Origin of the sequence: Nonomuraea coxensis DSM 45129 (genome assembly GCF_019397265.1) — a bacterium.
Lineage (GTDB): Bacteria > Actinomycetota > Actinomycetes > Streptosporangiales > Streptosporangiaceae > Nonomuraea > Nonomuraea coxensis.
In genome coordinates, this window is the sequence record NZ_CP068985.1 from 8643485 (window position 1) to 8665049 (window position 21565).

Below are 21565 nucleotides of genomic sequence, written 5' to 3' on the forward strand. Positions count from 1 at the left end.
TTCGTGATCAACCGGGCATCAAACCCGGACATGAACAGATACCGGCACCTCGCGGCCCTGTCCGCCGCCGTGCTCGCCGCGACCGTGATCGCCGCCCCCGCCGCCGGGGCGGCCACCCGTCCCTCCTGCCCGACGCCGTCCAAGGCGGAGGTCAAGCGCGCCATGAGCTCGAAGGTCGACCGGCCGGCCAGGAAGTCCAACGCGATCAAGGGCGTCCGCGTCAAGGTCGTGCCGCGCGGCTTCGCGTACGGGCAGGTCTCCGTGAGCCGCCACGACGGCGTCACCGAGTACGGCTACCAGTGGTCCGACGACCGCGACGACGTGGACCGCAAGCACCGCTCGCTGTGGGTGCGCGTGGTCTGCCGGCCCGGCCTGCGCGGGCTGAACGCGCTGAAGAAGGCCCCGCTCCAGGTCGGCACGTTCTCGGGGGACGCGCGGACCGCGAAGATCGGCGGCCGTAAGGTGCTCACCAAGCAGGGCGACGGCGCGCTCGGCCACGGCCGCTACGTCGGCTGGGTGGAACGCGAGGGCGTCGCCGTCACCGTCATGGCCTCCGAGCCGCTCGTCCCCCAGCTCAGCAGGATCGTCGCGGGGATCACGCTTTGACCCGGCCCACCTGTGGCCGTCACATCCCCGCCGGCAACGGGACGGTGTAGAGAGCCCTCTTCTCGTCCGACCATGCACGGTCGATGAACCGGCCGCTCATACGCCCCGCGAGGAAGAGATAGATCTCCAGGCAGACCCGTCCGTGGTGCTCGGGTTCGGAGACCCAGGACTTGGAGTGGACGGCCGCCGGCATCTCCGGTCGGCCGACTTCCTGGAGGTAGGGCTCAAGCATGCTCCCGGGGTCGACGACGACCTCGCCGTACCAGCGTTGGGTCGCCCACCCGGTGGTGACGCCGTCGCTGTAGAGAAGGTCGTGGACGTGGGAGTCCACGGTGCGGATCTGGAGGAAGCGCAGGCCCGCTTCCTCCAGGCCGGTGGTCACCGGGGGTGGGCCGCTGATGGTGAGGGCGTGGGTCCAGCCGCCCGAGTGGGCGCCGGTCCAGATGCGTTCGGTGAAGGCCATCGGCCGGTAGTGCGCCATGGCGGTGGTGAGGTCGCAGTCCTGGCTGGAGGTGAGGTCCGCGCCGAGTAGGGCGGCCACGCCGTCGGCGTCACCCGACTCGACCCAGATGCCGGTGAAGCCGCGGCCGAGGCCCGCGCCGCGCAGGAACTCCCACTGGTCATGCACGGGCTGGTCATGCACGGGGCCACGCCCCGTCCGGAATGCGGCAGAGCAGCCCTGGCGTGGTGAACCAGGTGTCGTCGATGAATCCGCCCGTCCTGTATGCGAGCGCGGCGAGGTAGAAGTTCATCTCCCGGGCGAGGTCAGAGGAACCCGTGAGACCTGCTCCTTCTTGCCTGGGGCGGTCCCAGTGATCCGCGGAGATGTCCTCCGCCCACTCGCTCCCGTCGAAATAGACGGGTTCGCTGACTTCGTCCGCGTAGTAGGACAGGTGGTAGACCCGGCCGCCCGGCCGCAGGAGCGAGTCGATGGCCGGCCACGGGAACAGTCCGGACACGGTGAACATCGTGACCCAGCCGGGGCTCTGCTCGCCCACCCAGACGACGATCTCTTCCGCGTAGGGCTGATACCAGCGCCGCGCCTGGTTCAGGTCGCAGGCGAGTGTCTCCTCCTCCACCCGCAGCTTGGTGACGACCGCGCGGTAGTCGGGCGTCTCGACCCACGAACACTCGAATGTGTCCGCCAGACCTCGCTCCGCTAAATACGACCATTGGTCGAGCTTGTTACGACTTGTCACGATCAGGCTTTGACCCGGCCCACGCCGGCCGCCATGAGCAGCCGGGGCACGCCGTCGATCAGCGGAACCTCCTGATCGTCCGGGCCGAGGCGCCACTCGTGGACCGGCACCAGCCCCGGCCCGATGAGCTCGAACCCCTCGAACAGCGACCGCACCTCCTCCCACGTGCGGAACCCCGCCTGGGCTGAGGTGCCGTCGGTGGACGCGCGCAGCCGGCCGACGGCCTGCGGGTCGCTCTCCGCGAGCGCGTGGGTGAGCACGAGGTGGCTGCCCGGCGCCATGCGGTCCCTGAAGGCGGCCACGATGCCGGGCGGGTCCTCGTCGTCCATGACGTAGTGCAGCACGCCCACCATCAGCACGCACACCGGCCGGTCGAAATCGATCAGGTCGGTGACCTGCGGATCGCCGAGGATGTCGGCGGGCCGGCGCAGGTCGGCCTGGACGGCGGCGATGCCGGGCGCGTCGGCCAGCAGCACCTGGGCGTGCAGGCGCACCACGGGGTCGTTGTCGGCGTAGACCACGCGGCAGCCTGCGTGGACCTCGCGCACGGTCTCGTGGATGCTGGGCGAGGTGGGGATGCCGGTGCCCAGATCGAGGAACTGCCTGATGCCCTGCCCGGCGAGGTGGCGGACGGCCTCGATCTGGAAGCGGCGGCTGGCCCGCGCGACGAGCCGGGTGTCGGGGGCGACCGCGAGCAGCTTCTCGGCGACCTCGCGATCGACGGCGAGGTTGTCCTTGCCGCCCAGCAGGTAGTCGTACACGCGGGCCGAACTGGGCACCGTCGGGTCGACACCGGGCGGAAGGCGTTGTAAGTCGGTCACGGGGCGCCGTCTCCTTAGCCACGCGGCAACGTGAGCGCCATCCTACTCAACCGGCACGACTTTCTTGCGTTCGAGACCCAAGTCAGGAAATCCGACTGGAACGGGCTCCATAGGGCAGAGAAACCCGGCCCCCTGGACGAAATTGGGCCTCATGGCCGATGCGGTGGCGGCGTTCGCCTGTGCATCCTGGTGGGGAAGGGCCCGGCGGGGGCCGGCCCCTCTCGGAGAGGAGTCACGAGGGCATGGACTACGCGGCAGGCCGCCCCACCGTGATCTTGGACAACGGCGTCGTCGGCCGGGTCATGCTGGCCCATCCTTCGCGGCGCGACCTCGTGCTCGTGCTCGGCATGAGCGGCACCCTGCTCAGCGTGCAACTCGACGACATCGCCTGCGTGGTGGGCGGGGAGCCCCTCTGTCACGAGGCGTGACGGGCGGGGATCAGGTCAGGAAGTCGCGCAGGCCGGCGGCCAGCGAGGTGGCCATGCGCTGCCGGAAGGCGGGGCTGGACATCTTGGCGGCGTCGCCGGGATTGCGCATGTTGCCGCATTCGATGAAGACGGCGGGCCGGGCCGACAGGTTGAGACCGCCGAGGTCCGTACGGATCTGGAGGCCGTCCTTGCCGGTGTAGTTCGCGAACGGGATGCCGGTGCCGGCGCGGTAGGCGTCGCGTACGGCGCGGCCGAGCCGCCGCGACGGCTCGATCACCTCGTCGTTGTGGCCGGGCAGCAGGCCCGGCATGATCACGTGGAAGCCGTGGCCGTGGGGCGCGGCCCCGTCCCCGTGGATGGACAGCACCGCGTCCGCCCGCGCCTCGTTGCCGATGGCCGCCCGCTCGGTGACGCACGGGCCGACCCCCTTGTCGTTCGGCCGGGTGAGCACGACCTTGGCGCCCATGCGTTCGAGCATCGGCTTGAGCCGGCCGGCGAGGTCCCAGGTGAAGGCGTGCTCGGGGTAGCCGGCGTCGGTCGCGGTGCCGGTCGTGTTGCACGGTTTGGTGCCGTTGATGACGTCGACCTGGCGGTTGATCTCGGCCGGGTGGGAGGCGTTGCCGCCGTTGTGCCCGGGATCGAGGACGACCGTCCTGCCGCGCAACGGGGCCTTCGAAGGCGTGGGAGCCGGTGAGGGCGGCGGCGCCGCCTCGGGCGCGGCAGGCGCCGGCGAGCCGCCGCACGCGGTGGAGAGCGCGGCCGACAGCGTCAGTGTCACCAGGTACGCGCGCATGCGGCCGACGCTACCCGCCCCGCGAGGTTGACCCCAATGCATACGCCGACCTGCTATCCCGTGTCGCACGACCGGGTAGTCCTGGCCATGTGATCAGGGGATACGTGGAGCAGCCGAGCCCTCGCGCGGGCGGGACGCAAGGCGCTCTTCGTGGTGCGCCCCTCGGCCCCGTCCGCGCGCATCCTCTACAAGCTGCCGCTGTTCACCTACCACGCCTACAACGTCTCCGGCGGCTGGTGCCCGTACGACCATCCGCGCCCTGGGGAGCTCCCGGGCGACCCGGCTCCGGGGGTGTCGCTGCACCGGCCGGGCGGCGGCACCGGCGCCACCCCGTACGACGTGACGAACGTCGACCCGTACGACCCGACGCCGCGGCAGACGTTCGTCCACTGGGACGGCCGTTTCGTGGCCTGGCTGGCGCGGCGCGACCACCGACTGGCCGCGCGGGCTGGACGGCTCGGCGGCGGTCGCGCGCATCACCGCGAACGTGCTCGACCGCCTCGGCGAGCCGCCGCTCAGCCCACCTTCCTGATCAGGTACGGCGGCATCACCAGCGCGTGCATGCCGGTCGTGCGCAGCGTGTCGATCGAGTGCTCGGGCGTCTCGGTGAGCGGCCTTCCCGGGCCGTTCAGCGAGGTGTTGATCAGCACGGGCAGGCCGGTCCGCTCGTACCAGCGGGTGAGCAGCGCGTGCAGGAACGGCGTGCGCCCCGGCTCCACCGTCTGCAGCCGGGTGGTGCCGTCCACGTGCGTGATCCCGGGCAGCAGCTCGCGGCACTCGGGGCGGACGTCGACGGCGTACTGCATGAACGGCGCGGGCCGGTCCACGTCGAAGAAGCGCTGGGCGTGCTCGGCGAGCACCAGCGGGGCCAGCGGACGGAACCACTCGCGGCCCTTGACCTCGTAGTTGACGTAGTCCTGGATGTCGGGCCTGCGCGGGTCGCCGATGATGCTGCGGTGGCCGAGGGCGCGCGGCCCTGACTCGCTGCGGCCCTGGTGCAGGCCCACGACCCGGCCGTCCTCCAGCAGCGCCACCATCGCGGCTATCAGGTCCTCGGGCTGCTCGGCGACCAGGCCGTCGGGGAGGCTGCCGACGGCCGCCGTGATCTCGCTCTCGTCGGGGTCGGGGCCGAGGAAGTCGTCGTCCCACCGCCACCGGCCGCGGACGCCGAGCACGGCCTCCAGCCCGTACAGCGCGCAGCCGATCGCGGTGCCGCCGTCGTGCGGGCTCGGCGGGACGAAGACCTCGCGGAACGGCCCCCGCCTGATGAGCAGGCCGTTGGCCGAGCAGTTGAGCGCGGTGCCGCCGGCGAAGGCCAGCCGGTCCAGGCCGGTCCTGGCGTGCAGCCACTCCGCGAGGGCGGCCAGGGCGTTCTCGAAGGCGCGCTGGCCGGCGGCGGCGAGGTTCGCCGAGCGGCGGAACGGCTCGCCGCCCGGCTCGTAGAGGAAGTCCTCGCGCCGGGCGAACAGCTCCGTCCACGCGGACGGGATCAGCACCTCGTGCCCGCGCACGTCGAGGCCGGGCAGGCCGAGCGCGTCCGGGTCGCCGTACGGGGCCAGGCCCATGACCTTGCCCTCGTTGCCCTCGCCCTCGGGCCAGAGCGCCTTGGCGAGGAGGGCGTAGAAGCAGCCGAGCCCGGCCGGGTCGGCCCAGTCGCCGTGCCAGAGCTGCTTGGCCAGGCACTCGACGCCGTCGCGGGTGCACCGGTAGAAGGAGGCGACCTCCAGCAGGTCGCCGGAGGCGCCCGGCGGCGGCGTGAACAGCTCGGTGAGGCGCCGGACCGGGCTGCCCTGGTTGTCCACGACCAGGCCCGCCGCCTGCTCGAACGGCGACGGGTGGAAGGCGCTGTAGAGATGGCTCAGGTGGTGCGAGACCTGGACGATCCTGGCGTCCTCCTTGAGGCTCAGGCTCTCGCGCAGCTCCTCGTGGTAGTCCTCCAGGTTCTCGATCTCGGCGTCGGAGGAGTATCCCTCGACCACGAGGTCCACCGGCTCCTTGAGCAGCGGCATCGCGGGCAGGTAGCGGTCGGGCAGGTCGCCGGGCCGGCCCCAGTGGTGCTTGCGCCGGGTGATGCGCTCCTTCTGCAGGCTGTACATGCCCGCGTCGCCGACCGCGACGGCGATGGATCCGTCCTGGGTGCGGTTGATCCCGACGACGATGGGAAAATCGGCCATCTCCGGTGCCTCCTGGTTGTGATCACGCCACCCGTACCCGAGGCCAGGACAAGTGGATCTCCCAGGGGCGTAAGAGACACGTCAGCGTCGGATCTGGGCCTACGCAGGGGACGGCCCGGCGTCTACTCTCGGGGTCGGTACGGAGCCCCGAGTGGATGGAGCGAGGATGCAACGCCGCACCTTCTTACGTACCCTCTCGACCGGCCTCGGCGCCGTGGCCTTCTCCGGCGCGGTGTGGCACGACGCCGCCGCCTCGGTGGCCGCCGTTTCGGCGGGCGCGAGCCCGTACGGGCCCCTCGGCGCGCCCGACGCGAACGGCATGGCGCTGCCCGCCGGGTTCACCGGCCGGATCGTGGCGAGGACCGGCCGCGTCGTCGGCGGGACGCTCTGGCACCCGGCGCCCGACGGCGGCGCCTGCTTCCCCGACGGCGCCGGCTGGATCTACGTCTCCAACTCCGAGGTGCCGCTGGTCGGCGGCGCCTCGGCCATCAAGTTCCGCGCCGACGGCTCGATCGACCGGGCCTACCGCATCCTCAGCGGCACCACGCTCAACTGCGCGGGCGGCGCGACCCCCTGGAACACCTGGCTGTCGTGCGAGGAGGTCTTCCGCGGCCGGGTGTACGAGACCGACCCGTACGGCGTCCGCTCCGCCCAGCCACGTCCCGCCATGGGCCGCTTCAAGCACGAGGCCGCCGCCTGCGACCCCGACCACCGGGTCGTCTACCTCACCGAGGACGAGTCCGACGGCTGCTTCTACCGCTTCACCCCCACCACCTGGGGCGACCTGTCCAGCGGCCGGCTCGACGTGCTCTGCGGCGCGGGCGGCGACGCCGTCGAATGGCGTCCGGTGCCCGATCCCGGGCCCGCCGTGCTGGAGACGCAGACCAGGCACCAGGTCTCCGCCGCCCGCCACTTCAGCGGCGGCGAGGGCTGCCACTACGCGGGCGGGATCTGCTACTTCACGGCCAAGGGCGACCGCAAGGTGTGGGCGTACGACGTGGCCCGCTCGACCGTCAAGGCCGTCTACGACGGCGGCGGGACGCTCGACGGCGTCGACAACATCACCGGCCGGCCCTCCGGCGACCTCTACGTGGCCGAGGACGGCGGCAACATGGAGATCAACATCATCACGCCGGACGGCGTCGTGGCGCCGGTCGTGCGGCTCGACGGGCAGGCCAGGTCGGAGATCACCGGGCCCGCGTTCTCGCCCGACGGCACCCGGCTCTACTTCTCCTCCCAGCGCGGCACCAGCGGCGAGACGGCGGGGACGGGCGGCATCACGTACGAGGTGAGAGGCCCTTTCCGGCGCTGACGGCGCACCCGCGGGAAGGCCCCGCCGGGGACCGGGGCGGGGCCTTCGCGAGCCGCTGCGCGCGGCCTGGTCACTGGCCGGTCAGCTTGAGCCTGACGGTGTAGCTGTACTCGGTCGGGTCGTCCCCCTCGATGATCGTCGTCTCGATCTCGGTCTCGTCCTCGTCGAGGCCCGCGCACACGCTGCCGTGGGCGATCGCCGAGCCGAGGCTGTCGCCCTCGCCGACGGCCGGCGGGGTGACCTCGCGCAGGTTGAAGCTGACGTTCTCGGTGCCGACGAGCAGCGTGGTCGGGTTACCGAAGTCGGCCGGGTCGCCGTCGCCGCCGCTGCGCATGGGGAAGTACTTGTCGCCGAAGCGCGGGAACAGGTTGCCGTCGACGCGGAAGCGGAGCTCGTCCTGGCCGTCCCGTTCGGCCACGTTGTGGGCGTCGATGTCGTACAGGTCGACGCGGCACGATCCCGCCGCGAGGGCCGGTCCCGTGGCCACCAGCACGGGGGCGGCCATGCCGCCGACCAGGGCCAGGGCGGCGATCAGCTGGTGAGAGCGCATGCTGACTTCTCCTTCTTCTCTCCGGGTTGTCCGGGTTGGTGGGCACCAGGGTGGGGAGGCGATCGTGAGCCGACCGTGAGCGCGCAGGTCAGTAACCCAGAACACCGGCCTTCTGCGCCTTTCGGCACAGCCCGGACAGCCCGCCGCCCCTTACCGTGCGGCCATGGGGAACTCGCTGACCCTGCTGCTGCTCGGCACCCCCGAGCTGGCCGTCGGAGGGACACCCGTCGGCATCCGCTCCGCCAAGAGCCGGGCCCTGCTCTGCTACCTCGCCAGCGTGCCCGGCCCCCGTCCGCGCGCCGAGCTGGCCGGGCTGCTCTGGGGCGAACGGCCCGACGCCAACGCCCGGGGCAGCCTGCGGCTGGCGCTCTCCGAGCTGCGCCGCGAGGTCGGCGACTGGCTCGACATCCACCGCGACCAGGTGCGCTTCCTCGCCGAGGACGCCTGCTTCGTCGACTACCGCCAGCTCAGCAGGGAGCCGACCGTGGAGGGCGCGCTGCGGCTGTGGCGCGGCGAGTTCCTGGACGGCGTCTCCTTCTGCGACGCGCCCGCCTTCTCCTGCTGGCTGGAGGCCGAGCGGCGGCGGGTGCGGCTGCTGCTCCGGGAGGCGCTGCTCCGGGCCGGTGACCACGGGTCCGAGCAGGTGACCCGGCTGGCGCGGCTGGTCGCCGAGCTGGACCCGTACGACGAGGAGGCGCACCGGCTGCTGATCGCCCGCCTGGCCGGCGACGGCAACCGGGCGGCGGCGCTGGCCTGCTACGAAGGGCTGCGCCGGCGGCTGCGGGAGGAGCTGGGCGTCGAGCCCGCCCCGGAGACGGCGGCGCTGCGCCGCCGGCTCGCCGCCCCGCCGCGAGGGTCCCACGTCGCCGCGCCGCCCGTGCCCGGCACCGAGCTGATCGGGCGCGAGGCCGACGTCCGGCGGGTGCGGGCGCTGCTCGCCCGCGAACGCCTGGTCACCCTCCTCGGGCCGGGCGGCGTCGGCAAGACCCGCCTCGCCCTCGCCGTCCCCACCCCGTCGGACGAGGTGGTGTTCGTGTCCTTCGTGGGGGTGCGCGGGGAGGCCGCCGTGACGACGCTGGCCCGGCGGCTCGGCGTGGACCTCTCGGCGCCCCGGCCCGCCGCCGAGCTCGTGCTCGCCGCCCTGGCCGGCCGCCGGGCCCTGCTCGTGCTGGACAACCTCGAACACCTGCCGGCCTTCGACCCGTTCATCGCCCGCGTCCTGCGGCACGCCCCCGGGGTGCGGGTGCTGGCCACCACCAGACGCCGGCTCGCCGTGCCCGGCCAGTGCCCCGTACCCGTCGGGGAGCTGCCTGACCCGGCCGCCGAGGAGCTGTTCGCGGCCCGCGCGGTACGGGCGCAGCCGGCGTTCGACGCCGTCGCCGAGGCCGCGCACGTCGCCGCCATCCGCGCCGCGACCGGCGGCCTCCCCCTGGCCATCGAGCTGGCCGCCGGCCTGCTGCGCGCCGTGCCGTGCGCGGACCTCGCCCGGCGGCTCGGCGCGGACCCCGGCCTGCTCGCCGCCGCCGGGCCCGCCGTCCGGCTCCGCCACGCCGGGATGCGGGCGGTGTTCGACACCTCGTGGGAGCTGCTGGACGAGGCGGGGCGGGAGGCGCTGGCGGCGCTGTCGGTGTTCGGCGGCGGGTGCACGCTGGACGCCGCGCTGGAGGTGGCGAGGACCACGCCCGAGGTGCTGGTACGCCTGGTCGACCACAGCATGATCCAGCTCACCCCCACAGGGCGGTACGCCGTCCACCCCCTCATCCAGCAGCTCGCCGGCCTGCGTCTCTCCCCTGAACGCCGCGAGCAGGCGCGCGACCGCCACGCCGCGCACTTCGCCCGCCTGCTCGACCGCCACGCCACGGCGCTCAGGGACGGCGCGGACCGGGAGGCGGTCCGCGTGCTCGCCCCCGAGCTGGACAACCTGCGCCTGGCCTGGCCGGTGTCACGCGGTCCCCGTTTCCTCGACCACTACTGGACGTTGTGCCTGCGGCTGCGGCTGTACGAGGAGTCGGCCGCCGTCGTCCACGACCACCTGGCCCGGACGCCGGAGGCGGCGGCTTCCTTACGGGCCCGCTGGTTGTGGATGGCGGCGCTCAGCGAACATCAGCTCGCGCGGGAGCGGGAGGCGATCCGACTGGCCAGGGCGGCGCTCGACGTCCTGGGCGAGCGCCTGCCGACGTCCCCGGTCTCCGTCGCCGCCGCCCTGAGTGCCGCCGCACTCCGCCAGGCCGCCCACGCCCTCGCCGGCCGCGAGACGGTCGGCCGCGAGACCGGCGAGGGCGGCGGGGGCGAGGCCGCGCAGGCGCTGACGTTGCTGGCCAGGTTCGCCTTCCTCCAGCAGGACCTGCCCACCATGCTGGTCGCGTCCATGCGCCAGCTCAACGCCGCCGTGCGCGCGGCCGACACCGCGCTCCGGGCGGAGGCGTACGCGAACTTCGCCACCATCGCCCGCATCGCCCGCCTCCGCCGGCTGGCCGGCCGCTACGGCGCGCTCGCCGACCGCGCCCTGGCCGCCGTCCGCCGTCCCACGGAGGCCGCGAGCCGGGCCCGCCTGGCCCGCGGCCTCGACCAGCTCCACGCCGGGGCCTTCGAGGAGGCGCGCCGCTCGTTCACCGAGGGCCGCGACCGCACGCTCGACCCCCGTACCGCTGAGAACTGCGCGGGCCTGCTCGCCGAGACCGCCCTGTGGCGGGGCGACTTCGCCGCGGCGGCCGAGCTGTACGCGGCCACGGAGGAGCTGGCCGTCCGCCGGGTCGGCGGGGACGACATCGGCCGCCACTGGTGCCTGACCGGCCGGGCCGAGGCCCTGATCCGCCTCGGCGGCGTGCCGCCTGAGGAGATCGCCGCGCTGCTGGCGGCCGCCCGCGCGTCGGCCGAGCGGCGGCGTACGCATGGGGAGGCGTTCGGACTGCACGACAGCGCCGCCGCCCGCGCCATGCAGCGCCTGCGCCTGATCACCGCCACCGCCCGCCTCGGCCTGCGCCCGGCGCGCGAGACGCTGGAGGAGGCCCTGACCCTGGCGGCCCGCCTGCCCGCCACCCAGCCCGGCATGCTCGAATGCTGGACCGGCCTCGCCGAACTCCTCTGGACCCCTCCACCAACCCGCGCGGACCCGCCTGTCGTCCGCGCGGACCACACGGACCCCGCGCTCGTCCGCCTGGACCCGGCCGTAACCCGCGCGGACCACACGGACCCCGCGCTCGTCCGCCTGGACCCGGCCGGCGCCCGCGCGGACCGGGCCATCGCCCGGGGGCTGCACCGGCATCTGGCCCGTTACCTGGCGCGCAATCCGGGTGCGGCGGCGCGGGTGGGGTGGGCGGACGCGCTCGTGCTCGCCGTCGCCGGCCGCGGCCGGGCGGCCCGGCGCGCGGCCGATCGGGCGGTGGCGGCGGCGGACCGGCTGGCCGTGGCCTACGACCACCGCCGCGCCACCGAAGTGGCCCACCTGGTCCGCCTCGGCCGCCCGGCCGCCCAACAGGCCCGCCCACCCAGCCCACCCAGCCCAGCCCGGCCAGCCCCCTGAGCCCCCGCCACCGTCCGCCTGAGGTGCCGGGCGTGAAAGTTTCACCCTTCTGAATCATGGATGGTGCGGCCCCGTTGACGCGGCCCCACCCGCCCATCAGGATTGGGAGCGCTCCCAATCCCCCCTAAGGACCTCCATGACCCGATGTCGGGCCGCCTTACTGGCCCTCCTCACCATGGTCGCCCTGTCCCCCGCGGCGACCGCTCACGCCGCCGACGAGGGACCCGAGCAGATCGTGAACGGCACCTTCGACTCCGGCACCGCCCCCTGGTGGAGCACTGCCAACGTGACGCCGGCCGTCCAGGACGGCCGCCTGTGCGCCGACATCCCGGGCGGCACCGCCAACCCGTGGGACGTCATCATCGGCCAGAACGACCTCCCGCTGGTCGAGGGCGAGACCTACGCCTTCGGCTTCTTCGCCACCGCCACCCCCGCCAAGGTCGGCCGCGCCCTGATCCAGCTCCCCGTGGACCCGTGGACGCAGTATCTGTCGGCCGCCCCCGAAATGAGCGTCTCGGGCAACGACTACTCCTACACCTTCACCGCCCCCGTGTCGCTGCCGAACGCGCAGGTCGCGTTCCAGCTGGGCGGCAGCGCCGAGCCCTGGAGGTTCTGCATGGACGACGTGTCGCTGAGAGGCGGCGCGGAGCCCGAGGTCTACGAGCCGGACACCGGCCCCCGCGTCCGGGTGAACATGCTCGGCTACCTGCCCTCGGGCCCCAAGAAGGCCACCGTGGTCACCGCCGCCACGGCCGCGCTGGACTGGGAGCTGAAGAACGCCGACAACGAGACCGTCGCCAAGGGCAGGACCACCCCGAGAGGCGTGGACGCCAGCTCCGGCCAGAACGTCCACACGCTCGACTTCAGCTCCTACCGCAGGACCGGCGAGAGCTACACGATCACGGCCGACGGCGAGACCAGCCGCCCGTTCGACATCGCCGCCGACCTCTACGACCAGCTCCCGACCGACGCGCTGAAGTTCTACTACACCCAGCGCAGCGGCATCGAGATCCTCGGCAGCCTGCGCCCCGGCTACGCCCGCCCGGCCGGCCACCTCGGCGTCGCGCCCAACCAGGGCGACGTGAGCGTCCCCTGCCAGCCCGGCGTCTGCGACTACTCGCTCGACGTCCGAGGCGGCTGGTACGACGCAGGCGACCACGGCAAGTACGTCGTCAACGGCGGCATCTCCGTCCACCAGCTCATGTCCGCCTACGAGCGCGACCGGGCGGCCTTCAAGGACGGCCAGCTCGCCATCCCGGAGAGCGGCAACGGCCGCCCCGACATCCTGGACGAGGCCCGCTGGGAGCAGGAGTTCCTGCTGAGCATGCAGGTCCCTGACGGCAAGCCGCTGGCCGGCATGGCCCACCACAAGATCCACGACCGGAACTGGACCGGCCTGCCGCTGCTGCCGCACCTCGACCCGCAGCCGCGCGAGCTGCACCCGCCGTCCACGGCGGCGACGCTGAACCTGGCCGCGACGGCGGCGCAGGCGGCCCGGCTGTTCGCGCCGTACGACGCCGCGTTCGCGGCGCGCAACCTGACGGCGGCCCGCAAGGCGTGGGCGGCGGCCAAGGCCGAGCCCGCCAGGTACGCCGACCCGGCCGACGGCACCGGCGGCGGCGCCTACAACGACGCCGACGTCAGCGACGAGTTCTACTGGGCGGCGGCGGAGCTCTACATCACGACCGGCGAGAAGGAGTTCAAGGACTTCGTCCTGGCCTCGCCGCACCACACCGGCGACGTCTGGCGCGACCGCGGCTTCGACTGGGGCAACACGGCCCAGCTCGGCCGTCTGGAGCTGGCGACGGTGCCCAACGGGCTGCCCGACCGGGCGCGGGTGCGGCAGTCGGTGGTCGAGGGGGCCGAGAAGTACCTGGCGATCCAGCGGGCGCACCCGTACGGACTGCCCTACAACCCGCCGGACTACGACTGGGGCTCCAACAACCTGGTGCTGAACAACCTGGTCGTCGTGGCCACCGCCTATGACCTGACCGGCCAGGAGAAGTACCGCGCCGCCGTCCGCGAGGGCATGGACTACATCCTGGGCCGCAACGCGCTCAACCAGTCGTACGTGACCGGTTACGGCGAGGTCGCCTCGAAGAACCAGCACAGCCGCTGGTACGCCCACCAGCTCGACCCCGCCCTGCCGAACCCGCCGCGCGGCACGCTGTCCGGCGGCCCGAACTCCGCCATCCAGGACCCGATCGCCCAGCGCCTGCTCCAGGGCTGCAAGCCGCAGTTCTGCTACATCGACCACATCGAGTCGTGGTCGACGAACGAGCTGACCATCAACTGGAACTCGCCGCTGGCCTGGGTCTCGTCGTTCCTGGCCGACCGGTCCGAGCGCGCGGACTGCCGGGTCTCCTACACGGCGCACGGCACGTGGCCGGGCGGTTTCACCGCGCAGGTCGTGATCGAGAACACCGGCAAGCACGCGGTGGACGGCTGGACCCTGCGCTGGTCGTTCCTGTCCGGTCAGCAGGCCGGGCACGTCTGGAGCGCGACGTTGTCGCAGTCGGGCCCGGTCGTGACGGCCAAGGCGCTGAGCTGGAACGGCAAGATCAAGCCCGGACAGAAGGTGACGTTCGGGTTCAACGGCACGAACCCCTCCGGCCCGAACCCGGCGCCCGAGGTGTTCCACCTGAACGGCGGCCGCTGCCGCTGACCCCTGAGAACGGGGCCTTCCGCCGCCACCGGAAGGCCCCGTCACCCCCTGAGCCCGCGCTGAGCCCGGCCTCCATCAAGTGATTGACCGGCGGGGCGTGGTGGAACTATGTTCGGCGCATGACACCAGCGGACGGCGGTCAGGTCGCCCTGATCGTCAAGGTCGCCACCCAGCTCTTCGCGGCCCTCGGCTACGACGGCACCTCCACCCGCCAGATCGCCGAGGCCGCCGGCCTGAACATCGCCACCGTCAACTACCACGTCGGCGGCAAGCGCGAGCTGTACCTCACGGTCATGGAACGCGCCCACCTGGCCGAGCGGACCGCGCTTGAGCAGGCGCTGGCCCGGATCGGCGGCACCGCCCCCGTCGTCGCGATCCACCGGCTCATGGACGACTACCTCGACTTCTGCGTCGACCACCCCGAGATCCCCGCCCTGTGGATGCACCGCTGGCTCTCCGACGCCGGCGACATCACCGAGCTGGAACGCGAGTACGTCCAGCCGCTGATCGCGAACGTCGGCGCGGCGCTGCTCCCGGCCCGCGAGGCGGGCGTCATCGACGCGGACGTGGACCTCGAGTACACGATCTGGTCCGCGATCTGGTCCATCCACGGCTTCGCCAAGGGCGGCGTGCTGGACGCCGAGGGACGCCGCCGCGGCGCGGGCGACCGGGCGGCGCTGCGGCGCTTCCGCGCCCACCTGCACCAGAGCCTCCACCGCACCCTCGGCCTCCCCGGCGACGCCCCATGACCACCCCCGCGCCGGGCCCCGCGCCCGGCCCCTCGACCGGCCCCTCGACCGGGGATGTCGTCGAGCGGCCGCTCGGGCGCGGCCGGCTGCTCGGCTACGGCGTCGGCTCGATCGGCACCGGCGTGTTCTCCGCCGTCCCCGGCCTACTGCTGCTCTACTACCTGACCGACATGCTCGGCGTCCCCGCCGCCGTGGCGGGCGTCGTGCTCGTCGCCCCCAAGATCTGGGACGTGCTGCTCAACCCGCTCGTCGGCGCGGCCAGCGACCGCGAGGCCGTGCGCACCGGCCGCCGCACCAGGCTGCTCGCGATCGGCGCGGCGGCGCTGCCGGTGACGTTCGCGCTCATGTTCGCCGTCCCCGGCGCCGTCCCCGGCGGCCTGCCGGGCGCGCTCTGGTCGGGGGCGGCGTTCCTGCTGGCGGCCAGCGCGTTCGCCTGCTTCCAGGTGCCGTACGTGGCCCTGCCCGCCGAGATGGCGGGCAGCCGGAGCGCGCGGACCCGCATCATGTCCTGGCGGGTGGTGTGCCTGACCGTCGGCATCCTCGTCGCGGGCGGCCTGGCCCCGGCCGTGGTGGACCTGGCGGGCGGCGGCCGGCCCGGGTACGCGGTCATGGGCGTAACCGTCGGCGCGGTCATGGCGGCGGCCCTGGTCGCCGCGACGCTCGGCACCCGCTGGGTGCCGTCGCGGCCGGGGCCGCGCCCGCTCGGACCGGTGGCCGCCTTCCGGCTGGCGCGCGGCAACCGGCCGTTCTTCGTGCTGCTGGCCGCGTTCGTGACGCAGGCGCTGGCGGTGGCGGTGATGCTGGCCGGGGCGCCGTACGTGGCCTCGTACCGGCTGGGCGACTACGGCCTGACATCGGTGATGTTCGTCTGCCTGGTCGGGCCCAGCATGCTCGCGGTGCCCGGATGGGCGTGGCTCTCGCGGCGGCACGGCGCGGTGCGCTGCTATCTCGCCGCCTCGATCGGGTTCTGCGCGGTCGCGGTCGCGCTGGTCCCCGCCATCGCGGAAGGCGGGACGGCCGCCACGCTGGCGCTGACCGCGCTGGCCGGCGTCTGCTACGCGGCCCTGCAACTGCTGCCGCTGTCGCTGCTGCCGGACACCGTGCACGCCGACGCCGTACGGACCGGGCAGGCGCAGTCGGGCGCGTTCACCGGGCTGTGGACGGCGGGCGAGACCGCGGGGCTGGCGCTCGGCCCTGGACTGTTCGCGCTGGTGCTGACGGTCTCGGGGTTCGTCTCGGCGCCCACCGGGTCGCCCGTCGCGCAGGAGCCCGGGGCCCTGACCGGCCTGCTGCTCGGGTTCACCGCGCTGCCCGCCCTGCTCATGTTGATCAGTCTGCCGTTCGTGGCCTGGTACGGCCGCCTCGCGAAGGAGCCCGCGTGAACCTCCCCCCGACCGGACGCGCCACCGCCGACCTGCTGGCCGAGATCGCCCGGCTGAAGGCGGACGACCTGCCGGTGCGCGGCGGCCAGGTGACCGCCTACGTGTACGACACCGGCCGGGCCGAGGTCCACGACGCGGCGGCGCGGGCCTACTTCGAGATGCTGGAGGTCAACTGCCTGGACCCGACCGCCTTCCCCAGCATCGTGGAGATGGAGCGGCAGGTCGTCGGCGCGGTCGCGGACGAGCTGGGCGGCGGCCACGGCATCTTCACCAGCGGCGGCACCGAGTCGATCATGCTGGCGGTGAAGGCGGCCCGCGACCTGGCCGGGCGGGAGCGGCCCAACCTGGTGGTGCCCGTCACCGCCCACCCCGCCTTCCACAAGGCCGCCCACTACCTGGGCGTCGAGGTCGTCGCCGTGCCCGTGGACCTGGAGACCTACCGGGTGCGGCCGGCGGACGTCGCCGCCGCCATGACCGAGGACACGGTCCTCGTCGTCGTCTCAGCGCCGTCCTACCCGCAGGGCGTCATCGACCCGGTCGGGGAGGTGGCCGCCGTCGCCGCGGCGGCCGGGGTGCCGTGTCACGTGGACGCGTGCGTGGGCGGCTGGCTGCTGCCGTGGCTGCGCGCTGCCGGGGCCGAGATCCCGCCGTTCGACCTGTCGGTGCCGGGCGTCACGTCCCTCTCCTGCGACCTGCACAAGTTCGGCTACGCGCCCAAGGGCGCCTCGGTCGTGCTGTTCGCCGATCCGGCGATGCGGCGCAGGGCGTACTTCGCCTCGGCGGCCTGGCCCGGGTACACGATCATCAACGCGACCGTCCAGAGCTCCCGGTCGGCCGGGCCGCTCGGCGGCGCGTGGGCCACCCTCCAGGCGCTCGGCCGGGAGGGGTACGTCGAGCTGGGCCGCGCCACCCTGGAGGCGGCCGCCCGGCTGCGCGAGGGCATCGCGGAGATCCCCGGCCTGCGGGTGCTGGGCGAGCCGGAGTCGTCCCTCGTGGCGTTCGCCGGCGACGGGGTGGACGTGTTCGTGCTGGCCGACGAGGCCCGCGCCCGTGGCTGGTTCCTGCAGCCGCAGCTCTCGTACGCGGGCATCCCGGCCAACCTGCACATCACCGTCACCGGCGTGACGCTGGCCGGGGTGGACGCCATGCTCAAGGTGATCGCCGAGTCGGCTGCCGCCGCCCGCGAGCGCGGCCCGGTCGAGCTGCCGGACGGCCTGGTCGAGCTGGTCGCCGGGCTGGACCTGGACGCGCTCGACGACGCCTCCTTCGCCGAGCTGGCCGCCTCGGTCGGCGCCGACCTGCGGCCGGGCGCGGGACAGCCCGAGATGGCCGTGGTCAACACCGTGCTGGACGCCCTGCCGGCGAGCAGCCGGGAGGCGGTGCTGGTGCGCTTCCTGTCGGTCCTCTACGGCACGGGCTGACGGTCAGCGCAGGTCGTCGAGCCGCTCCAGGGCGAACGAGCGGATCTCCTCGTCCTCGGCGGTGGCCGCGTGCGCGAGGAGGTTGGTGTCCTCCTCGTGGGACAGCCGGGCGGCGGCCCCGGCGGCGAACATCCGGGCCGTCCGGTCGTCGCCTTCGAGCAGGGCGACGACCTCGCGCGGATCGACCTCCTCGCCGTCCAGCCGGACCAGCCACTCGGTCAGCTCCTTGAGCTCGGCGTCCGCCAGGGCCTCCGCCCCGGCCGCGAGCTGCTCCGTCCCGGCCTCGGCCAGGAAGGACAGGACCTTCCAGCGCACGGCGTCATCACCGTCGCGGACCAGGGCGAGCGCCTGGGCGGCGAGCGGGCCGTCGGCGTCCCCGGCGTTCAGCACGGCCTCGACCGCGAAGAAACGCGCCTGGCGGAGCGGGCTGGCGAGCAGGGCGGGCAGCTCGTCGGCCAGCGGCGCGGCGAGCTCGCCCAGCTCCGACAGCAGCCACGCGCCGGTGCGCACGACCTTCTCGTCGTCGCTGCGCAGCAGCCGGCGCAGGTTGTCCACCGGGTAGCCGGCGAACACCTCCTCCAGCAGGTCGTTGGCCGCCGGGCCGAGGACGTCGTCGTCGTTCGCGTGGGCGAGGACGCGTGCGATCAGGTCGTCGCCTGTCTGCGTCTGCATGCGCTACCCCTACCTTCCGAAGAGCCGTCTCAGAGCTGATTTTTCCCGGTTCAGCCGCTCCTCGTGACCGGACTCCCAGCCCAGCCGCTGCTGCTCCGCCTCCCGCTTCTTGATGCTCTTCTCCAGGTCGTCCTTCAGCTTCTTCTTCTCGGCTTCGCTCATGCCCCTGGTGCTCTGCGGGATCGCACCATGGAACTTACCTGTCTCGTCCCGGCTGCCCCGCTGGCGGCCTCCGCCGCCGCCACGGCCGCCGCTGTTGCCCCGGTTGTTCCTGCGGCCCATCTGGGCGATGCCGTCCCGTACGGACCGGGGCCCTGACGGGTTGCGCAGGCCGACGGGGCGTATGGGGACGCCCCCGCGCGGGACGCCGGCGAGCGCCGGCGAGCCCATCGGCCCGCGCGGGAGCTTCATGGTGTCGAGGACGCGGCGCATCGGCTCGGTGACCTTGCGCCGCATCAGCGGGGCGAGGACCTTGCCGGTGCCTTCGGCGCCCTGGCGCAGGATCCCGCCGACCGCCCTGCGCCCGGCGAGCACGCGGGCCGTCGCGTACGTCGCGCCGACCGCTCCGCCGAAGGCCAGCAGCTTGGCCACGTCCACGGCGGCGAACACGGCCTGCGTGCCCGCGGCGACCTTCACCGCCGACACCACGGACGCGCCGCCGTCGATCATCCGGGGCATCGAGCGCAGGGCGGCGTCGGCCTGGGCGAGGTTGCCGGTCTGCCCGCCGTTCTGGTCCCAGAAGGACTGCAGGTGGGTGGCGGACTCGCCCTTGTGGACCTGCCCCACGCCCTGCACGCCCGCGTCGACCTGGGCCGCGGCGGGCAGGGCGGTGGTGTGGGCGGTGCGCACGGCCACGCTCTCCCGCGCCATGTCGTCCTCGTCGATGTTGGGCCAGGGGCCGAGCATCGCCATCATGGAGGCCGCCGCCGGCGGCAGGATCACACCCATGTGGCCTCCATGTCCCCGGTGACCGCGGCGTTGGCCGTCTCGGCGTCGCGGCTGTTCCTGGCGGTGTCGTGCAGGCCGTCGCCGGTCCTCACGAGCATGGCGTGCAGGCCGCCCAGCGCGGCCATGGAGGTCTCGCGGCACTCGGCGTAGAAGCTGGTGAACACGGAGAACAGACCGTCGTCCCCCCAGGACGACACGCCGTCGCCACGTGAGTGCAGCGGGGTGAGCACGCCCCCGAAGTCCTCGCCGTGGGCCCTCACACGCGCGGCTTCGCGTTCCACCGCGCCGAAGGCGATCTCAACATCCGTCATGGCGAACGACGATATAAGCACTCTTGTTAGTTCTGCCGACGCTTTTCAGTCATCATCCTGTGATCTATCGGACATCTGGCGAAGCGCAGCCGTCTAGACTGTCCCTTCGTTGTTCAGCCGTCCGTCACGTCGGAGGAGGTCACATGCCGTCTCTCGCGCCCGAGGACGACGCCCGCTACCTGGCCGACTACTACGAGCAGGCCCGGCAGGTCATGCGCGACCTCCGGGCGGCCAGGGCCGCGATCGGGCAGGTCGAGGGCCGCGCCCAGAGCAAGGACGGGCTGGTGGAGGCCGTCGCCACCGGCCACGGCGAACTCACCGGCCTGCGCCTCGACCCCCGGGCGCTGCGGCTCGGCCCGGCCGGGCTCGGCCGGGAGGTGACGGCGGTGCTGCGCGCGGCCCAGGACGACGCCGAGCGCAGGGCCAAGGAGATCGCCGACAAGGTCGCCGGGGCCGCGACCCTGCCCGACCCGCTGGACGAGACCTTCGTCCGCGAGCGGGTGGAGCAGGTGGCCCGCGACCTGCTCTAGGGAGGCCACGTGTTCGACCACCGGTACGACCCCGCCGACATCAAGGAGCGCGACCTCGACGAGGCCGGCCGCGCGGGCGAGCGGATGATGGCCTGGCTGGAGAGCGCCCAGGAGGAGCTCGACCGGATCGTCGGCGTGGGCAGGTCCCGTTCGGGGCAGGCCGAGGCGCGGGTCGACGCGAACGGCCGGGTGCTCAAGGTCGCCTACGGCCCCCGCGCGACCCGCCTGCCGAGCCACGAGCTGGCGGAGGAGACGCTGGCCGCGGTGCGCGAGGCGGGCGCGGACGCCCAGCGCCAGACCCACGACCTCATGCGCGAGGCCCTGCCCGGCTACGACCCCGCCGAGGCCGAGGCCCGGCTGGAGGCCATGCTCGGGGATTGGGGCTGAGCGGTCAGCTCGTGGGGAGGGTGGCGGTGACCAGGAAGCCGCCGTCCTCCACCGGCCCCGCCTTGAGCGTGCCGCCCGCCAGCTCCACCCACTGGCTGACCTCGCGCAGCCCTTCGCCGCCGAGGCCGGGCGGCGCGAACTCCTCCTCAGGCCGGGTGTTGCGCACGCTGATCCGCACCACGCCCGGCAGGTAACGCACCTCCACGCGGGCGTCCGTGCCGGGCGCGTGCTCGCGCACGTTGGCCAGCGCCTCCTGCACCACCCGGTACGCCGTCCGCCCCACCTCCCCCGGCACGGGCACCGGCACGCCGCTCACCACCAGCTCGACGGGGACGCCGCGGAAGGCCGACTCCGACACCAGCGACCGCAGATCGGGCAGCGGCAGCCCCAGGTCGAAGCCCTCGCCGGTGCCGCGCCTCAGCAGCACGCTCATGTGCCGCAGCTCGTCCAGGGCCGCGCGGCCGGTCGTCCGCAGCTCCTCGGCCGCGGCCCTGGCGCGCTCGTCGGCCGCCTCATCGGCCAGCGCGCCGGCCCGCAGGACCATGCGGCTGACCCGGTGGGTGACGACGTCGTGCATCTCACCGGCCAGCCGTTCGCGCTCCACCCGCTCGGCTCGCTCCTCCAGCGCGCGCCGCAGCCGGGCGCCGGACTCGGCGTACAGGCCGTACAAGACGGCGAGGGCGAGCACGACCTCGGTGCGCAGGACGAGGAAGGCCGCCCCCGGCCACTCGGCGGGCAGCAGCACGGCGAGGGCCAGGGCGAGCACGGGCAGCCACCGCCGGGTGGGGCGCTGCCGCTCGGCGGCGAAGGCCATGGCCGCGTACGCCGCGAACGGGCCCGCCGGCGGCCACACCGGCAGGTCGGCGAGCGGCGGCACCGCGGCCGGTGCCAGCGCGCAGAGCACGGGCAGCGCGGCCGCGGTGGCCGCGGCGATCCAGGCGACGGTCAGCGGGGCGCGCCGCATCCACAGCAGCGGCACCGTGACGGCGAGGAGGAGCGGCAGGAACGGCCCCCTGGGGTAGGCCGCCAGCGTCAAGCCCGCCGCGACGAGGACCGCGACCGCATCGGCGAGCCGCGGGCGGGCACCGTCCACC

General features: G+C 73.8%; 20 protein-coding genes and 1 pseudogene. 11 read left to right on the plus strand and 10 right to left on the minus strand.

Features of this window, described 5'->3' with window-relative positions:
• Window positions 1-30 precede the first annotated feature (30 nt).
• Complete coding sequence (locus Nocox_RS40515) at window positions 31-606, plus strand: hypothetical protein (protein WP_020543274.1); 576 nt, start codon at window positions 31-33, stop codon at window positions 604-606.
• 19 nt (window positions 607-625) lie between these two features.
• Here Nocox_RS40515 and Nocox_RS40520 read toward each other — a convergent pair whose 3' ends face one another.
• The 3 genes from Nocox_RS40520 to Nocox_RS40530 are packed head-to-tail and all read right to left on the minus strand — an operon-like array spanning window position 626 to window position 2626.
• Window positions 626-1234, minus strand: coding sequence for a hypothetical protein (locus Nocox_RS40520; protein ID WP_020543275.1), 609 nt, complete (start codon window positions 1232-1234; stop codon window positions 626-628).
• A 7-nt stretch (window positions 1235-1241) separates the two neighbouring features.
• Window positions 1242-1805 carry a hypothetical protein gene (locus Nocox_RS40525; RefSeq protein WP_020543276.1) on the minus strand — a complete coding sequence of 188 codons (564 nt, stop codon included), beginning with the start codon at window positions 1803-1805 and terminating at the stop codon, window positions 1242-1244.
• Between the two features lie 2 nt (window positions 1806-1807).
• The gene (locus Nocox_RS40530; protein WP_020543277.1) at window positions 1808-2626 is read right to left on the minus strand and encodes an SAM-dependent methyltransferase; all 819 of its coding nucleotides are present in this window, start codon (window positions 2624-2626) and stop codon (window positions 1808-1810) included.
• Between the two features lie 242 nt (window positions 2627-2868).
• On the opposite strand from Nocox_RS40530, the gene Nocox_RS40535 reads away from it, so the two are divergent.
• Window positions 2869-3054, plus strand: coding sequence for a hypothetical protein (locus Nocox_RS40535; protein WP_020543278.1), 186 nt, complete (start codon window positions 2869-2871; stop codon window positions 3052-3054).
• Between the two features lie 10 nt (window positions 3055-3064).
• Here the strand turns inward: Nocox_RS40535 and Nocox_RS40540 are convergent, their stop codons facing one another.
• Window positions 3065-3847, minus strand: a complete 783-nt coding sequence (locus tag Nocox_RS40540) for an N-acetylmuramoyl-L-alanine amidase (RefSeq protein ID WP_020543279.1) — start codon at window positions 3845-3847, stop codon at window positions 3065-3067.
• A 153-nt stretch (window positions 3848-4000) separates the two neighbouring features.
• On the opposite strand from Nocox_RS40540, the pseudogene Nocox_RS44340 reads away from it, so the two are divergent.
• Window positions 4001-4225 (plus strand): annotated as a pseudogene (locus Nocox_RS44340) (N,N-dimethylformamidase beta subunit family domain-containing protein); the annotation flags it as partial.
• Window positions 4226-4362: 137 nt separating this feature from the next.
• Here Nocox_RS44340 and Nocox_RS40545 read toward each other — a convergent pair.
• Complete coding sequence (locus tag Nocox_RS40545; RefSeq protein ID WP_020543280.1) at window positions 4363-6021, minus strand: carbamoyltransferase family protein; 1659 nt, start codon at window positions 6019-6021, stop codon at window positions 4363-4365.
• 166 nt (window positions 6022-6187) lie between these two features.
• On the opposite strand from Nocox_RS40545, the gene Nocox_RS40550 reads away from it, so the two are divergent.
• Window positions 6188-7333, plus strand: coding sequence for an alkaline phosphatase PhoX (locus tag Nocox_RS40550; protein WP_020543281.1), 1146 nt, complete (start codon window positions 6188-6190; stop codon window positions 7331-7333).
• Window positions 7334-7403: 70 nt separating this feature from the next.
• Here Nocox_RS40550 and Nocox_RS40555 read toward each other — a convergent pair whose 3' ends face one another.
• Window positions 7404-7883: a hypothetical protein gene (locus tag Nocox_RS40555; protein WP_020543282.1), complete on the minus strand. Its 480-nt coding sequence runs from the start codon at window positions 7881-7883 to the stop codon at window positions 7404-7406.
• A gap of 163 nt (window positions 7884-8046) precedes the next feature.
• On the opposite strand from Nocox_RS40555, the gene Nocox_RS40560 reads away from it, so the two are divergent.
• From Nocox_RS40560 to Nocox_RS40580, 5 genes are all read left to right on the plus strand, one after another.
• Window positions 8047-11406, plus strand: coding sequence for an ATP-binding protein (locus Nocox_RS40560; RefSeq protein ID WP_020543283.1), 3360 nt, complete (start codon window positions 8047-8049; stop codon window positions 11404-11406).
• 136 nt (window positions 11407-11542) lie between these two features.
• Window positions 11543-14071, plus strand: a complete 2529-nt coding sequence (locus Nocox_RS40565) for a glycoside hydrolase family 9 protein (protein ID WP_026214355.1) — start codon at window positions 11543-11545, stop codon at window positions 14069-14071.
• 119 nt (window positions 14072-14190) lie between these two features.
• The gene (locus tag Nocox_RS40570; RefSeq protein ID WP_020543285.1) at window positions 14191-14820 is read left to right on the plus strand and encodes a TetR/AcrR family transcriptional regulator; all 630 of its coding nucleotides are present in this window, start codon (window positions 14191-14193) and stop codon (window positions 14818-14820) included.
• On the plus strand, window positions 14817-16202 hold the full coding sequence (locus tag Nocox_RS40575; protein ID WP_020543286.1) for an MFS transporter: 1386 nt from the start codon (window positions 14817-14819) through the stop codon (window positions 16200-16202). Before Nocox_RS40570 ends, Nocox_RS40575 begins: the two co-directional genes overlap by 4 nt.
• Entirely contained in the window at window positions 16199-17623 is a 1425-nt protein-coding gene (locus tag Nocox_RS40580) for a pyridoxal phosphate-dependent decarboxylase family protein (protein WP_020543287.1), read from the plus strand. Before Nocox_RS40575 ends, Nocox_RS40580 begins: the two co-directional genes overlap by 4 nt.
• A 3-nt stretch (window positions 17624-17626) precedes the next feature.
• On the opposite strand, the gene Nocox_RS40585 is transcribed toward Nocox_RS40580, so the two are convergent.
• From Nocox_RS40585 to Nocox_RS40595, 3 genes are read right to left on the minus strand one after another with little or no spacing between them, the layout of a single operon-like run.
• Window positions 17627-18295, minus strand: coding sequence for a hypothetical protein (locus Nocox_RS40585; protein WP_020543288.1), 669 nt, complete (start codon window positions 18293-18295; stop codon window positions 17627-17629).
• Between the two features lie 9 nt (window positions 18296-18304).
• Window positions 18305-19243 (minus strand): hypothetical protein, encoded by a 939-nt coding sequence (locus tag Nocox_RS40590; RefSeq protein WP_157383054.1) that lies wholly within the window; start codon window positions 19241-19243, stop codon window positions 18305-18307.
• Window positions 19234-19554: a hypothetical protein gene (locus Nocox_RS40595; protein ID WP_020543290.1), complete on the minus strand. Its 321-nt coding sequence runs from the start codon at window positions 19552-19554 to the stop codon at window positions 19234-19236. Before Nocox_RS40595 ends, Nocox_RS40590 begins: the two co-directional genes overlap by 10 nt.
• A 143-nt stretch (window positions 19555-19697) precedes the next feature.
• Here Nocox_RS40595 and Nocox_RS40600 point away from each other — a divergent pair, with 143 nt between their 5' ends.
• Both Nocox_RS40600 and Nocox_RS40605 read left to right on the plus strand, forming a co-directional pair.
• Window positions 19698-20084 carry a YbaB/EbfC family nucleoid-associated protein gene (locus tag Nocox_RS40600; protein WP_020543291.1) on the plus strand — a complete coding sequence of 129 codons (387 nt, stop codon included), beginning with the start codon at window positions 19698-19700 and terminating at the stop codon, window positions 20082-20084.
• A 9-nt stretch (window positions 20085-20093) separates the two neighbouring features.
• Window positions 20094-20471, plus strand: coding sequence for a YbaB/EbfC family nucleoid-associated protein (locus Nocox_RS40605; protein ID WP_020543292.1), 378 nt, complete (start codon window positions 20094-20096; stop codon window positions 20469-20471).
• Between the two features lie 4 nt (window positions 20472-20475).
• Here the strand turns inward: Nocox_RS40605 and Nocox_RS40610 are convergent, their stop codons facing one another.
• Window positions 20476-21564 carry a sensor histidine kinase gene (locus Nocox_RS40610; RefSeq protein ID WP_020543293.1) on the minus strand — a complete coding sequence of 363 codons (1089 nt, stop codon included), beginning with the start codon at window positions 21562-21564 and terminating at the stop codon, window positions 20476-20478.
• Window position 21565 lies beyond the last annotated feature (1 nt).